Annotated in this window: 16 protein-coding genes; 14 read left to right on the plus strand and 2 right to left on the minus strand. The window is 69.4% G+C overall.

What is annotated here, in order from left to right:
- Window positions 1–136 precede the first annotated feature (136 nt).
- From BLS97_RS16825 to BLS97_RS16845, 5 genes are read left to right on the plus strand one after another with little or no spacing between them, the layout of a single operon-like run.
- Window positions 137–1,552, plus strand: a complete 1,416-nt coding sequence (locus tag BLS97_RS16825) for an ammonium transporter (RefSeq protein ID WP_231988155.1) — start codon at window positions 137–139, stop codon at window positions 1,550–1,552.
- Entirely contained in the window at window positions 1,549–1,887 is a 339-nt protein-coding gene (locus BLS97_RS16830; protein ID WP_090477921.1) for a P-II family nitrogen regulator, read from the plus strand. Before BLS97_RS16825 ends, BLS97_RS16830 begins: the two co-directional genes overlap by 4 nt.
- 19 nt (window positions 1,888–1,906) lie before the next feature.
- Complete coding sequence (locus BLS97_RS16835; protein ID WP_090482468.1) at window positions 1,907–4,252, plus strand: [protein-PII] uridylyltransferase; 2,346 nt, start codon at window positions 1,907–1,909, stop codon at window positions 4,250–4,252.
- Between the two features lie 9 nt (window positions 4,253–4,261).
- The gene (ffh, locus tag BLS97_RS16840; protein WP_090477925.1) at window positions 4,262–5,821 is read left to right on the plus strand and encodes a signal recognition particle protein; all 1,560 of its coding nucleotides are present in this window, start codon (window positions 4,262–4,264) and stop codon (window positions 5,819–5,821) included.
- Window positions 5,822–5,824: 3 nt separating this feature from the next.
- Complete coding sequence (locus tag BLS97_RS16845; protein WP_090477929.1) at window positions 5,825–6,901, plus strand: amidohydrolase family protein; 1,077 nt, start codon at window positions 5,825–5,827, stop codon at window positions 6,899–6,901.
- Window positions 6,902–6,937: 36 nt separating this feature from the next.
- Here BLS97_RS16845 and BLS97_RS16850 read toward each other — a convergent pair whose 3' ends face one another.
- A complete protein-coding gene (locus tag BLS97_RS16850) occupies window positions 6,938–7,633 on the minus strand; it encodes an RCC1 domain-containing protein (protein WP_197676225.1) in 696 nt (231 codons plus the stop codon).
- Window positions 7,634–7,975: 342 nt separating this feature from the next.
- Between BLS97_RS16850 and rpsP the strand changes: the two genes are divergently transcribed.
- The 9 genes from rpsP to BLS97_RS16895 all read left to right on the plus strand — a co-directional run bounded on the left by rpsP (window position 7,976) and on the right by BLS97_RS16895 (window position 13,548).
- Window positions 7,976–8,422, plus strand: coding sequence for a 30S ribosomal protein S16 (gene rpsP, locus BLS97_RS16855; RefSeq protein WP_090477932.1), 447 nt, complete (start codon window positions 7,976–7,978; stop codon window positions 8,420–8,422).
- Window positions 8,419–8,658 carry an RNA-binding protein gene (locus BLS97_RS16860; RefSeq protein ID WP_090477935.1) on the plus strand — a complete coding sequence of 80 codons (240 nt, stop codon included), beginning with the start codon at window positions 8,419–8,421 and terminating at the stop codon, window positions 8,656–8,658. Before rpsP ends, BLS97_RS16860 begins: the two co-directional genes overlap by 4 nt.
- A gap of 97 nt (window positions 8,659–8,755) precedes the next feature.
- Window positions 8,756–9,268 carry a ribosome maturation factor RimM gene (rimM, locus tag BLS97_RS16865; RefSeq protein ID WP_090477940.1) on the plus strand — a complete coding sequence of 171 codons (513 nt, stop codon included), beginning with the start codon at window positions 8,756–8,758 and terminating at the stop codon, window positions 9,266–9,268.
- Between the two features lie 64 nt (window positions 9,269–9,332).
- Window positions 9,333–10,136 (plus strand): tRNA (guanosine(37)-N1)-methyltransferase TrmD, encoded by an 804-nt coding sequence (gene trmD / locus BLS97_RS16870; RefSeq protein WP_172832386.1) that lies wholly within the window; start codon window positions 9,333–9,335, stop codon window positions 10,134–10,136.
- 123 nt (window positions 10,137–10,259) lie between these two features.
- Window positions 10,260–10,607 carry a 50S ribosomal protein L19 gene (rplS, locus tag BLS97_RS16875; RefSeq protein WP_090477946.1) on the plus strand — a complete coding sequence of 116 codons (348 nt, stop codon included), beginning with the start codon at window positions 10,260–10,262 and terminating at the stop codon, window positions 10,605–10,607.
- 113 nt (window positions 10,608–10,720) lie between these two features.
- A complete protein-coding gene (gene lepB, locus BLS97_RS16880; RefSeq protein ID WP_090482473.1) occupies window positions 10,721–11,881 on the plus strand; it encodes a signal peptidase I in 1,161 nt (386 codons plus the stop codon).
- Window positions 11,878–12,600 (plus strand): ribonuclease HII, encoded by a 723-nt coding sequence (locus tag BLS97_RS16885; protein ID WP_090477949.1) that lies wholly within the window; start codon window positions 11,878–11,880, stop codon window positions 12,598–12,600. The genes lepB and BLS97_RS16885 overlap by 4 nt, the downstream gene beginning before the upstream one ends.
- Before the next feature lie 135 nt (window positions 12,601–12,735).
- On the plus strand, window positions 12,736–13,056 hold the full coding sequence (locus tag BLS97_RS16890) for a DUF2469 domain-containing protein (RefSeq protein WP_090477952.1): 321 nt from the start codon (window positions 12,736–12,738) through the stop codon (window positions 13,054–13,056).
- Window positions 13,057–13,182: 126 nt separating this feature from the next.
- The gene (locus BLS97_RS16895) at window positions 13,183–13,548 is read left to right on the plus strand and encodes a YraN family protein (protein WP_090482477.1); all 366 of its coding nucleotides are present in this window, start codon (window positions 13,183–13,185) and stop codon (window positions 13,546–13,548) included.
- A 5-nt stretch (window positions 13,549–13,553) separates the two neighbouring features.
- Here BLS97_RS16895 and BLS97_RS16900 read toward each other — a convergent pair whose 3' ends face one another.
- Window positions 13,554–14,303 carry a hypothetical protein gene (locus BLS97_RS16900; protein ID WP_090477955.1) on the minus strand — a complete coding sequence of 250 codons (750 nt, stop codon included), beginning with the start codon at window positions 14,301–14,303 and terminating at the stop codon, window positions 13,554–13,556.
- Between the last annotated feature and the right edge of the window lie 15 nt (window positions 14,304–14,318).

Consider the following 14,318-nt stretch of genomic DNA (forward strand, 5'->3'; position numbering starts at 1 on the left):
AAACACCCTCGAAACGTGATTTTGCCCTGCTTTACCCGGGTGAAACATGAACGGGCGCAGAAGGAAACAACTCCGGGCGAAGCTGTGGCGGTTCGAGGATCTCCCGATCCCACTCCGCCCCCTGCCTGGAGGTTTGATGGTCCCGCACTTAGCGACAACGCTGCTGGCCGCAGCAGCACCGGCGCCGGTGTTGAGTCCTGGCGACACCGCCTGGATGCTTGCCAGCAGCGCTCTGGTGCTGCTCATGACGCCCGGACTCGCCTTCTTCTACGGTGGGCTGACCCGTTCCAAGAGCACACTGAACATGATGATGATGTCGTTCATCTGCATCGTCATCGTCTCGATCCTGTGGGTGCTGTTCGGCTTCAAGCTGGCGTTCGGATCTTCGACCACCAGCGGCCTGTTCGGTGACTTCTCGTGGAGTCACCTTTCGAACGCGGCCGGTCAGATCGTCGCCTTCGGGGGGACCGGCACCGGTATCCCGGTGATCGTGTTCGCCGCGTTCCAGCTGATGTTCGCGATCATCACGCCGGCGCTGATCTCCGGCGCCATCGCCGATCGCACGAAGTTCCTGTCCTGGTCGATCTTCGCAACTCTCTGGGCGATCATCGTCTACTTCCCGGTCGCGCACTGGGTGTTCGACTTCGGTGCCCTTGGTGGGACGCCGGGTTGGCTCACCAGCCTCTGGGCCCCGGTGAAGGACGGCGTTCAGAGCGCCGCCGGGGTCGAGGACTTCGCCGGCGGTACCGCGGTCCACATCAACGCCGGCGCCGCGGCTCTGGCGTTGGCCATCGTGCTCGGCAAGCGAGTCGGTTTCAAGAAGAACCCGATGCGTCCGCACAACGTCCCTTGGGTGCTGCTCGGCTCTGGGTTGCTGTGGTTCGGCTGGTTCGGGTTCAACGCCGGCTCGGCCGTCGGATCCAACGGCCTAGCCGGCCTGGCGTTCATGAACACCCAGGTCGCCACGGCCGCTGCCCTCGGCGGCTGGCTGCTGGTGGAGTACTTCCGTGACGGCAAGCCGACCAGCGTTGGCGCCGCGTCCGGCGCCGTGGCCGGCTTGGTCGCCATCACTCCCGCATGTGGCTTCATCACCCCCTGGGCCTCCATCGTGCTGGGTCTGCTGGCCGGTGCGGTCTGTGCCTTCGCGGTCGGCCTGAAGTACAAACTGGGCTACGACGACTCGCTCGACGTCGTCGGCGTCCACCTCGTGGGCGGTATTTTCGGGACGCTGTTCATCGGCTTCTTCTCCTCGACCGACGTCAACTCCTTCGCCAACAACGGCGTGTTCTACGGAGGTGGCTGGGAGCAACTGGGACGGCAGGCGGTCGGAGCCGCCTCCGTGTTCGCCTACTCGTTCATCGCGGCCTTGGTGATCGGTTACGCCATCAAGTTCACGATCGGATTCCGCGTCTCCGAGGACGTGGAAGTCGAAGGCATCGATATCAACGAGCACTCGGAATCGGCCTACGAGTTCGACATCCAGTCCTCGAACGGCGCCATCCCGTCCGGTCACCTGGCTGATGCATCGGCCAGCAAGGAGGTTCACGCATGAAGTTGATCACCGCCGTCATCAAGCCCTTCAAGCTCGACGAGGTCCGTGCCGCGCTACTGGCGTTCGGCGTCCAGGGGATGACGGTGTCCGAATCGTCCGGCTACGGCCGGCAGCGCGGGCACACCGAGGTCTACCGCGGTGCCGAGTACACGGTCGAACTGCTGCCGAAGGTCAAGGTCGAGATCCTGGTCGACGACGAGGACGCGGACGACGTGGTCGACGTGGTCGTGCGGGCCGCCCGCACCGGCAAGATCGGCGACGGGAAGGTATGGGCCACCACGGTCGAGAACGTCGTGCGGGTTCGCACCGGCGAGCGCGGTCAGGAAGCCCTGTAACGACGTGATCATGTCCCCGATGGATTCGAGATTCGATCCCGAACGGGGCGGATTCACTGAACTGAGAGCCCAGCTGCTGGGCCGGACCGGGATCACCGGTCCGGCCCGGCGCCGGGCTCTTGCCCGCTTGACCGACGGTTGGCTCTCCGGCCTGGCCGCCGACGCCGGCGTCAACGTCGGCGGGGTCGCGCTGGTCGCCGTGGGCGGTTTCGGGCGCGGTGAGTTGTCGCCCTTCTCCGACCTCGACCTGGTACTTCTGCATTCGACCGAGACCCCGACGTCGTACGCCGAGATGCTGGCCGAGCGGCTGTGGTACCCGATCTGGGACTCCGGCATCCGTCTGGACCATTCGGTCCGGTCGGTCGGCGGGGCGCGCCAGATCGCCCGGCAGGACCTGCCGGCCGTGCTGGGCATGCTCGATCTGCGGCACATCGCCGGCGATCCCGAGTTGGCCAGCACGTTGCACCGTCGCGTCCTGGCCGACTGGCGAGCGGACGCGAAGGAACGCCTCCCCGCCCTGCTGGCCTCCTGCCGGGAACGGGCCGAGCGCAGCGGTGAACTCGCCTTTGCCACCACCCCTGATCTGAAGGAATCCCGCGGCGGTCTGCGTGACCTCGTGGTGATGCGGGCCGTCGCCGCCTCCTGGCTGGCCGACTGTCCCCATCAGGGTCTGGAGGAGGCCCGCTCGGCGCTGCTGGACGTGCGGGACGCCGTGCAGACCGTCACCGGCCGCCCCACCGACCGCCTACAGCAGCAGGACCAGGACGCCGTGGCCACGCTGATGGGCCTGGACGACCGGGACATGCTGCTGCGGCACGTGTCCGCCATCGGGCGCACGGTGGTACACGCCAGCGACCTGACCTGGCACCGGGTCGGCCGGGTGATCCAGGGCCCGGGACGCGGTGCGTTCACCGACGCCGGTGACCGGCTGATCCGCCGTCCGGACCGGACCCCACTGGCCGACGGCATCGTCGAGCAGGACGGGGAGGCCGTACTGGCCCGCACCGTCAACCCGGCGACCTCGCCCGCTCTGGCCCTGCGCGCGGCCGCGGCCGCCGCGCAGGCCGGGTTGCCCGTCTCCCCGGCCACCGTGGTGCGGCTGGCCCGCACCCGGCCCGTCATGCCCGAGCCGTGGCCGCCGGTCGCGCTCGACGCCTTCCTGGCCCTGCTCGGCGCGGGTGAACCGATGATCACCGCCTGGGAGGGTCTCGACCAGGCCGGGCTGATCTCGGAGATGCTCCCCGGCTGGGAACGCCTGCGATCGCTGCCGCAGCGGGACCCCATCCACATCTACACCGTCGACCGGCATCTGATGCAGACCGCGGTCAACGCATCGGCGTTGGTGCGCAACGTGTCCCGGCCGGATCTGCTGCTGCTGGCGGCGATCTTCCACGACATCGGCAAGGGCCTGCCCGGCGATCACTCGACGGTCGGCGCGGAGATGATCCCGAGCTGGCTGGAACGCCTCGGAGTGGTCAAGGCCGACGTCGAGACCGTCCGGACGCTGGTCCAGCACCACCTGCTGCTGTCCGAGACGGCCGCCCATCGCGATCCGGACGATCCGGCCACGGTCGCTCGGGTGGTCGATGCGTTGGGCAGTGAATCGCCGTCGGCCGTGCTCGATCTGCTCCACGCGCTGACCGAGTCCGACGCCACCGCGGCCGGGCCCGCCGCCTGGTCGCCCTGGAAGGCGAGCCAGGTCAGGTACCTGGTCGACCGGGTCCGTTCGGTACTGGCCGGGGAACCGGTGCCCGACGCCGGCGAGCCGAGCCGCACCGAACAGGAACTCATCGCGGCCGGCGGTACCGGCGTGGTGATCCGGCCCGGGGAGACCGGCCTGGAAGTGACGGTCGCGGCTCCCGACCGGCCGGGTCTGCTGGCCGCGGCGGCGGCCGTGCTCACCGTTCATCGACTCACCGTCCGCGCTGCGGCCGCCCGCAGCATCGACGGGACCGGCCTGCAGACCTGGACCGTCACCCCAGAGTTCGGCGACCCGCCGGAGGCGTCCACCCTGCGGGCCGACCTGGTCAAGGCGCTGGACGGCTCGCTGGACATCGCCGCCCGGTTGGCCAAGCGGGCCAGGGCGCGCAAGCCGACCACGGCGGCGCCGCCCGCGGTGCGGATCGTCGAGAACGCCTCCGAGCGGGCGACCGTGCTGGAGGTCAGAGCCCACGATTCGCCGGGCCTGCTGGCCGGCGTGGCCTCGACCCTGTCCGGCCTCGGGGTGAACGTCACCTCGGCCCGCGTGCACACCCACGGGGCGGAGGCGGTCGACATCTTCTACCTGGTCGGACTGGACGGATCGCCGTTGCGCCCGACGCGGGGCCGGGAGATCGTCGCGGCCGTTGTCGCGGCGCTGGGATAGCCTGACGCAGTGTTCGACACCCTCTCTGATCGCCTGGCCACCGTCTTTTCCACCCTCCGGGGTAAGGGCCGGCTGACGCCGGCCGACATCGACGCCACCGCTCGCGAGATCCGCATCGCGCTGCTGGAGGCGGATGTCGCCCTACCGGTGGTCCGGACGTTCATCGCCGCGATCAAGGAACGGGCGACCGCGGCTGACGTCTCAGCGGCGCTCAACCCGGCTCAGCAGGTCATCAAGATCGTGAACGAGGAGTTGGTCGACATCCTCGGCGGCGAGACCCGCCGCCTGGTGTTCGCCAAGAACCCGCCGACGGTCATCATGCTGGCCGGGCTCCAGGGCGCCGGCAAGACGACGTTGGCCGGCAAGCTGGCGCTGTGGCTGCGCGGTCAGGGTCACGCCCCGCTGCTGGTGGCGTGTGACCTTCAGCGACCCAACGCCGTCACCCAGCTGCAGGTGGTCGGTGAGCAGGCCGGCGTGGCCGTGTTCGCCCCCGAGCCCGGCAACGGGGTCGGCGACCCGGTCGGGGTGGCGAAGTCCGGCATCGAGTTCGCCAAGTCCAAGCTGCACGACATCGTCATCGTCGACACCGCCGGTCGGCTGGGTGTGGACGCCGAGCTGATGCAGCAGGCCGCCGACATCCGCGATGCCGTGGACCCGAACGAGATCCTGTTCGTCCTCGACGCGATGATCGGCCAGGACGCGGTCAACACGGCGCAGGCCTTCGCCGATGGGGTCGGCTTCACCGGTGTCGTGCTGACCAAGCTGGACGGCGACGCCCGCGGTGGCGCCGCCCTCTCGGTCCGGCAGATCACCGGCGTGCCCATCATGTTCGCCTCCACCGGCGAGAAGCTGGCCGACTTCGACACCTTCCACCCCGACCGGATGGCCTCCCGCATCCTGGGCATGGGGGACATGCTCACGCTGATCGAGCAGGCCGAGCAGCACTTCGAGGCCGACCAGGCCGAGGAGATGGCGGCCAAGCTGGCCGGCAACGACTTCACCCTCGACGACTTCCTGCAGCAGATGATGATGATCCGCAAGATGGGTCCCATCGGCGGCCTGCTCGGCATGCTGCCCGGCGCCGGGCAGATGAAGGAAGCACTGGCCGGCGTTGACGACCGCGACATCGACCGGACCGCGGCGATCATCCAGTCGATGACGCCGGGAGAGCGCAAGGACCCGAAGATCATCAACGCCTCGCGCCGAGTCCGGATCGCGAAGGGGTCCGGGGCGACCGTCTCCCAGGTCAACGCTCTCGTCGACCGGTTCTTCGAGGCCCGCAAGATGATGTCGGCGATGGCCGGCCGATTCGGTTTCCCGGGGGCGCGGACCAGCAACCGCAAGGCCGTCAAGGGGCGAAAGGGTAAGAAGGGCAAGGTGTCCGGCCGCGGTCCGACGCCGCCGAAGATCAAGGGCGGCTTCCCGGCCGGGATGGGTATGCCCGGGATGGGCATGCCCGGAATGCCGGGTCTGGGTGGGGCCGGTGGCCCGCAGCTCCCGGCCGCGTTCGGGCTCGACCAGCTCCCGGCCGGCTTCGACCCGTCGCAGCTCAAGTTCCCGAAGAAGTAACCGATGGCCAGGCCAGCCCCGCTTCACTTCACCGGCCGGGACGCCGCCACCGGTGAGAGCGTCGAATACTGGATGGCCGGCGGTGTTTTCGTCGACACCCCGGTTCGGGACGCGGTCGAGCTGACCGGCTGGTCACTGCCCGGGTTCGTCGATGCCCATTGCCACGTCGGCTACTCGGCCGAGGGTGCGGTGTCCCTCGAGGTTGCCGAGCAGCAGGCCCGCATCGACCTGGCCACCGGCGTGCTGGCCATCCGCGACTGCGGCTCACCGGTCGACACCCGGCCGTTGACCGATCGTGACGACCTGCCGATCCTGGTGCGGGCCGGGCAGCACATCGCGCGGCCGAAGCGGTACATCCGTGATCTCGGGGTCGATCTCGACGAGGTGTCCGATCTGCCGGCCGAGGTGGCTCGTCAGGTCGCCTACGGCGGCGGCTGGATCAAGATCGTCGGCGACTGGATCGACCGGAGCATCGGCGATCTGGCCCCGCTCTGGCCGGACGACGTGCTGGCCGAGGCGATCGGGGTCGCGCACGACGGCGGCTGCCGGGTGACCTCGCACGTGTTCGGTGAGGACGCGCTGCCCGGCCTCCTGGCCGCCGGGGTCGACTGCATCGAGCACGGCACCGGCCTCACCGACGAGACGATCGCCGAGATGGTGCAACGCCGGGTACACCTGGTCCCCACGATGATCAACATCGCCAACTTCCCGATGTTCGCCGATGCCGCAACCCGGTTTCCGGCGTACGCGAAGCACATGCGGGACCTGCACGAGCGCAGCGACGACACGTTCGCCGCGGCCGCCGCGGCCGGCGTTCCGGTGCACGCCGGCACCGATGCCGGCGGGTACATCGAGCACGGCCGGATCGTCGACGAGGTGACGGCCATGGGCCGCATCGGGCTCGATCCGCGCTCCGTCCTGCACGCCACCACCCATGACGCCCGCAACTGGCTCGGGCTCGGTGCGCAGGACCTGGGGGATTCGGCCGACCTGGTGATCTATCCCGAGGATCCGGCCGCGAACGTCGAGATCCTGAGGTCGCCGTCGATGGTGATCCGAGCGGGCCGACCGGCCGGCTGACCGACCGCCTCAGCCCCTCCGGAGCTGACCGATCGCTCAGTCGATCCGGAGGTGCCAACCAGAGGTGTCGCACTGACCGTCCTCGTCATTGCCCGCGGCCAGCACCGATCCGTCGGCGCGGAGCCCGAGGGTGTGGGCCGAGCCCGCGGCCACCGCGACGACGTGGCGCCACGACGCGACGTCGCACTGCCCCCGCTGGTTGTCCCCGGCGGCGAAGACCCTCCCGCGGGTGTCGACGCCGACCGTGTGGCGACTTCCGGCCGACACGGCGACGATGTCCTGCCATCCGGTCACCTCGTCGACGCCGACCGCCGCGTCGCCGGCGGCGAGCACCCGCCCCGTCCGCGTGAGCGCCACGGTGTGCAGGTAGCCGGCGGCGATCGAGCGCAGGCCGTGCCACGCTCTCAGCTCGCCCTGCCCCCGGCGGTTGTTGCCGACCGCGGTCGCGGTCCCGTCGGCGCGGAGGCCGACGGAGTGCCAGTCCCCGGCGGCCACGGCCACGATCTCGCTCCAGGAGCCGACGTCGCACGCCCCCTCCCGGGCCCGGCCGGCCGCGCGGACGGTGCCGTCGGCAAGGACCCCGAGGGTGCGCCGCCAACCCGCGGCAATGCCGACGACGCCCGTCCAATCTGCGACATCGCACTGGCCGTCCCCGTTCCAGCCGACCGCCGCGACGATGTCCCGCCACGGACCGACGCGGCACTCGGGCGCCTGGGGGATGCCTGCCGTCACCACCGAACCGTCTGCCCTCACTCCGACGGTGTGCCGGCGTCCGGCCGCGATCACGGGCCGGGCGGGTGGCCAGTCCCGGGGGGATCGGCTCTGCTCGGTCAAGCGGTTGTCTCCCTCGGCATTGCGGGCCACACCGGCATTCCCCTCTCCGGCCACGGGCCCGCGGGCGGTCGGCGCGGCGGCGCCGGTGTGGCAGAATAGCGACGTTACGGCTGTCGCAAGGCCCCTCTCTCCTTGCGAAGGCCGCCATTGGTGCGTTCCGGACCGCTAACCCCACGCGGATCGGGTCGCCCGCCCTTCGGCGGAGTCATCCGCCACCATGTTCAAGGAGCTTTTCAACCCGTGGCTGTCAAGATCAAGCTCGCTCGATTCGGCAAGATTCGCGAGCCTTTCTACCGCGTTGTCGTCGCCGATGCCCGCACCCGCCGTAGCGGCCGCGCCATCGAGGCGATCGGCAAGTACCACCCGAAGATGGAGCCGTCGGTCATCGAAATCGACTCCGAGCGTGCGCAGTACTGGCTCAGCGTCGGCGCGCAGCCGACCGAATCGGTGCTGTCCCTGCTCAAGGTGACCGGTGACTGGCAGAAGTTCAAGGGCCTGCCGGGTGCCGAAGGCACCTTGAAGCCGCAGCCGGTTCCGGTCGACAAGCGGGCGCGCTACGAGGCCGCGATCGCGGCTATCGGCAGCGAGGACGCTCCGGCGGCCACCACGCCGAAGAAGAAGGCCGCCAAGTCCTCGGACGACACGGCCGCCGCGACCGAAGATGTCGCCGACACCGACGAGAAGTGAGCGTGCTCACCGACGCCCTTGAACACCTGGTCAAGGGCATTGTTGATCACGAGGAGGACGTCCACGTCGACCTGACCACCGGTCGCCGCGGACGGACCCTCCAGATCCGGGTTCACCCGGACGATCTGGGCAAGGTCATCGGCCGAGGCGGACGGACGGCCACCGCGTTGCGGACGGTCATGTCGGCCGTCGGTGGTCGCGGGATCCGGGTCGACGTCGTCGACACCGACCGCTGATCCTGTCCCTCGTTTCACCCGCACCCCGCGGCCACCCTCCGTCAACGGTGGGTCGGACGCGGGGTGCGGCCGTTTCCGCAGCAGAAATGAGAAGCAGATGACGCAGTTGCAGGTCGGCCGTATTGGTCGGGCCCACGGAATTCGTGGCGAGGTCACCATCACCCCGTTCACCGACGACCCGGATCGTCGGTTCGCCGTCGGTTCCCGTCTGCAGACGGACTCCGCCGCGCGGCCCGTCCTCGTCGTCGCCGGCGCCCGACGGTCCGGCCCGGTGCAGGTCGTCGGCTTCGAGGGGATCGTCGACCGGAACACCGCGGAGACCCTGCGCGGCATCCACCTGCTGGTCGACGCCGAGGCCCTCCCGGAGACCGAGGACGAGGATGAGTTCTACGACCACCAGCTGGTCGGCCTGGCGGTGCACCACCACTCCACCGGGGAGGTCCTGGGCGAGGTCGTCGACGTCATGCACCCGCCGGCCGCACCGGTCCTGGTGATCAATCGCCCGGACGGCACCGAGGAACTTGTCCCGTTCGTCAGCGCGATCGTCCCGGTGGTGGATCTGGCGGCCGGCACGGTGACGGTGGACCCGCCGGACGGCATGTTCGCATGATGGTCGGGAACGGGATGCGGTCCGGATGAGCGACGAGCGCGTTGGCGGGGAAGCGTCGGCCCGGCTGCAGTTGGACGTGGTCACGATCTTCCCGGAGTACCTGTCGCCCCTGCGGGAGTCGTTGCTCGGTCGGGCGATCGCCGACGGTCTGATCGATCTGTCCGTTCACGACCTGCGGGCCTACGCCCCGGACCGGCACCGGACCGTCGACGACACCCCGTACGGCGGTGGAGCGGGCATGGTCATGAAGGCCGATGTCTGGGGCCGGGCCCTGGACGACGTCGTCCGGCCCGGTCCGGGCACCACCCTGGTGGTGCCGACCCCGGCCGGTCGGCCGTTCAACCAGTCAGTCGCCGCCGAGCTGGCCACCCGCAGGCAGATCGTCTTCGCCTGTGGACGCTACGAGGGCATCGATCAGCGGGTCGCCGATCACGCCGCGACCACGGTCGAGGTGCTGGAGCTGTCGATCGGTGACTACGTGCTGGCCGGCGGCGAAGCGGCCGTGCTGGTGATGGTCGAGGCGATCGCCCGGCTCATCCCCGGAGTGCTGGGGAACCCGTTGTCGGCCGTCACCGATTCCTTCGGCGACGCGTCCGTCGGGCTGCTGGAATACCCGAGCTACACCAGACCCCTTTCCTATCAGGGACTCGAGGTCCCTCCGGTGCTGCTGTCGGGCCACCACGCGGCCATCGCCCGGTGGCGGCGGGACGAGTCGCTGCGGCGCACGGCCCGGCGCCGGCCGGACCTGATCGCTGCCCTTGACCCCGCGACGCTGGATCGGGCCGACTCGTCGATCCTCGAGCAGGAGGGGATCCGGCCAGGTCACGGCCGCTCGATTTCGCCCCCGGCGTCGGATCTGGCAGACTAGGCGGGTTGTGAGTTGGCCGGGCATATCCCACCAACTGCCGGTTGGCCCGCCGTGGGTCCGCCGAGACCGCCCACGAGACACGTCGTATTCCCCGAGTCTTGGACTCAGAGAAGGAACTACATCATGAACACCCTGGACGCTCTGGACTCCGCCTCGTTGCGGTCCGATCTTCCGGATTTCCGGCCCGGCGACACCGTCAAGGTGCACGTCAAGGTCATCGAGGGCTCGCGCTCCCGTATCCAGATCTTCGCCGGCCACGTCATCCGTCGACAGGGTGGTGGCATTCGCGAGACTTTCACCGTCCGCAAGGTCAGCTTCGGTGTCGGCGTCGAGCGCACCTTCCCGGTGCACTCCCCGAACCTGGACAAGATCGAGCTGGTCACCAAGGGCGACGTCCGTCGGGCCAAGCTCTACTACCTGCGTGAGCTGCGCGGCAAGGCCGCCAAGATCAAGGAGAAGCGCGACCGCTGAACCCAGCGCCGCTGATCCACCGCATCACCGACAGGCCGCCGTCATCCGAACCGGATGGTGGCGGCCTGTTCGTCTGTCAACCAATTCCCGCCGGAAGCCGTAGCCTGACCATGATGAACGAGCAAGAGTCCGCTGCGGGCGATCGCGATGACGCGGCCGGCGGCACAGCCCCGGAAGCAACTGCGAAGCCGAAGGCGGGTCGGCCCGGGGGACCGTGGCAGGACTGGGTGGTCACCTCCGACACCCACGCCGCGGGCGAGGCCGGCGACACCCCGGCCGACGGCGAGGATCCCGACGAACACGAACAGGCCGTCAGCCGGTGGCGGCGACAGTCGAACAAGCGGAACAAGAAGGCCAAGCGGCCCTTCTGGATCGAGCTGCCCGTTCTCGTCGTGGTGGCGTTCGCCCTGACCTTCCTCATCCAGACTTTCGTGGCCAAGGTGTACTACGTGCCGTCGGGCTCGATGGAACAGACCCTGCACGGTGTCCCGTCCGGCGGAGACCGGATCCTGGCCAGCAAGATCGTCTACGACTTCCGCGATCCCCGCCAGGGCGATGTGGTCGTCTTCAAAGGTCCTGACACCTGGGCCCCCGAGACGGCCGGGGTGGCCGGCCCCACCACCTGGTTCGGTAAGGCCATGTCCGCCCTCGGGTCGGTGGTCGGCATCGCACCGCCGAACGAGAAGGACTTCGTCAAGCGGGTGATCGCGGTCGGCGGCCAGACCGTCGCCTGCTGCGACAAAACCGGAAACGTGACGGTTGACGGCAAACCGCTCAGCGAGCCGTACATCTACGAGCCGCTGGACTTCGAACCCGGAGTCGCGGACTGCACCACCGGCGGGGACGCCTCCAGCTACGCCTCCCGCCGTTGCTTCGCGCCGTTCAAGGTGCCGGCGGGTCAACTGTTCGTGATGGGTGACCACCGGTCGGCCTCGGCCGACTCGTCCTATGAGTGCCTGGGTCTGAAACCGGCCCAGGCGGCGGCCTACGTCCAACCCGGGGGTGAGAAGGGTTGCTGGCGGCCGATTCCGGTGACGGATGTGATCGGCAAGGCCATCTTCATCGTGATGCCGCCCTCTCGTTGGCGGACCATCGGAGACCCCAACATCGATCCCCAGGCCATGGCCATCGCATCCGGCCCGACAGCGGCTCTCCCGGCGGCCGGTGGCATCCTGCTGACCCTGGGGCTCCGGGGTTCGCTGGCCATGGTGCCCAGCCGGCGTCGCCGCCGGAAGCGCCGACGACAGGAACGAAAGGCGGCCCGGACGGCATGAGTGTCGGCAGCACCCGGCCGCACCTGCGGCTGGAGAAGGAGCTGCTCCGCGGCGGCGTTACCCGGCTCGCCGCCATGGACGAAGTGGGACGCGGTGCCCTGGCCGGCCCGGTCACGGTCGGCGTGGTGGTGGTGACAGCCCGGATCGGGCGCGTTCCGGCGGGGTTGAAGGACTCCAAGCTGCTGACCCCGCTGGCCCGCGAGTCGCTGCTCCCGGCCGTGCGCCGGTGGGCCGGTGAATACGCCGTCGGCCACGCCAGCCCGGCCGAGATCGATCGCATCGGCATCATCGCCGCGCTGCGGCTGGCCGGGCGCCGGGCCCTGGCCCAACTGCCGGGGCCGGTCGACGCGGTCCTGCTGGACGGCAATCACGACTATCTGTCCGAACCCGAGCCCGTGCTGTTCGACGACGAGATCCCGCCGCTACCGCTGGAACCGGACCTGCCGACCGTCACCGGGCCGGTCTACACCCGGATCAAGGCCGACCTGACCTGCGCCGGGGTCGCCGGGGCGAGCGTGCTGGCCAAGACAGAACGGGATGGTCTGCTGCGGCGGCTGGCGGCGGACTACCCGGCGTACCTGTTCGACGTCAACAAGGGCTACGGGACCGCCGAACACGTTGCCGCACTGCGTGAACACGGTCCCAGCGAGGTGCACCGCCGCAGCTGGCGGCTGCCGGTCGCGGGCGATCTGGTCGACGAGTTCGAATCCAGCCGGTGACGGCGGAGTCGGTCGGCATCGCCGGAACCGCCCGGCGGGTCCGATGATCGGGCCGGCAACGGGCGGCGGAGTTGGACGGCGAATCCGATGCGGGGATGATGACCGCAGTAGGCAGGACCTGAGAGGAGCCCGTTCGTGAGTGCAGAGGATCTGGAGCAGTACGAGACCGAGATGGAGCTCCAGCTCTACCGGGAGTACCGCGACATCGTTGGTCAGTTCGCCTACGTGGTGGAGACCGAGCGCCGGTTCTATCTCTGCAACGCCGTCGACGTGCAGGTGCGAAATTCCGACGGCGACATGTACTTCGAGGTCCGGATGTCGGACGCCTGGGTGTGGGACATGTATCGGCCGGCTCGGTTCGTGAAGAACGTCCGGGTGGTGACGTTCAAGGACGTCAACGTCGAGGAGTTGGACAAGCCCGATCTCCGCCTGCCCGAAGGTGAGACGTTCGGCTGACGGTTTGTCCCCATATACCTGAGTTGTCCACATTCGTCTGAGGTGACTTGGTCGCCCGGCGATCGCGTCGCAGGCTGGAATCCGGTCGGGCTGTTCCGGTCCGCCGGGAGCGACGGGGTGGGCGACATGGCATCGATTGCCGGCAACGAGTTGGGCCGTAGGGGCGAAGACCTGGCCGCCGAGCACCTGGAGGGTCTGGGTCTGGTGATCCTGGCCCGGAACTGGCGGTGCAGGGAGGGCGAGCTCGACATCGTCGCCACCGACGGCCTGCGTCGGCTCGTGGTGTGCGAGGTGAAGACGCGCAGCGGCGACGGATTCGGGAGCCCGTTCGAGGCGGTCACCCGGGGCAAACGCCGCAAGCTGCGGCGGCTGGCGCACCTGTATCTGGCCGAGTGCAAGGTCCCCTGGGTGAGCGTCCGGTTCGACGTGGTCGGTGTTCTCGCTCGCCCGGGCCGGACCGTGGAGTTGTCCCACATCGTGGAGGCGTTCTGAACGCCTCAGGGCGGCGGGTCGGGCAGGCTGGGTCGCCCGCCGATCAGGTTCTCCCATCGACGTTGGACCGGGGCGAAACGCCGGTCGAAGGTGGCCGCGCGAGTGGCGGCGCGCTCCGCCCGGGCGGAACCGTAGCGGTGGCGAGCCCAGTACGAGCGGGGGCGCCCCAACCGCGTCGCGCCGACCGCGGCCACCGGCAACAGGAAGAGGCCGAACAACGCGACCCGGTACTTGCTCTTCAGGACACAGACCAGCACCAGAACGGCGTGCAGGGTGACCACCGCTACGCCGCCCAGGCGGACGGCCAGTTCGGTGGTGCCGACCTGCGTCACCCCGACCGGGCTGACGCCGACCAGCACCAGTCCCAGGCAGGCGGCGGTCAGGCTCACCATGTCGACCGACACCCGGCCTTCGTTGCTCCAGTACACGTCGGTGAGGTGCAGGAGCAGAGCGAACTCGTCCAGGACGAGGGAGGTGCCCATGCCCACCAGCAACGCGGACGTCACCGTCCAGGCGTCGGAATTCTGGGAACTCACGCCGACGAAGGCGCCGACGATGAGCAGGACCAGGCCGGGAACGGCGTGATGGACGTGTACACCGCTGCTGGTGACCTGGTTCCGGAACGGGCCCCGCCCGGCCCGGATCAACCGGGTGATGGTCCTGGTGATGGCGAAGGTCAGCACGAAGGCCAGGAAGCAGAGCATCAGCGGGAGCTTGCCCGCGGCCAGGACGTCACGCTGCCACCACCGATCCATGGGTCCAAGGATGGC

It is taken from the genome of Nakamurella panacisegetis, assembly GCF_900104535.1.
Taxonomy (GTDB): domain Bacteria; phylum Actinomycetota; class Actinomycetes; order Mycobacteriales; family Nakamurellaceae; genus Nakamurella; species Nakamurella panacisegetis.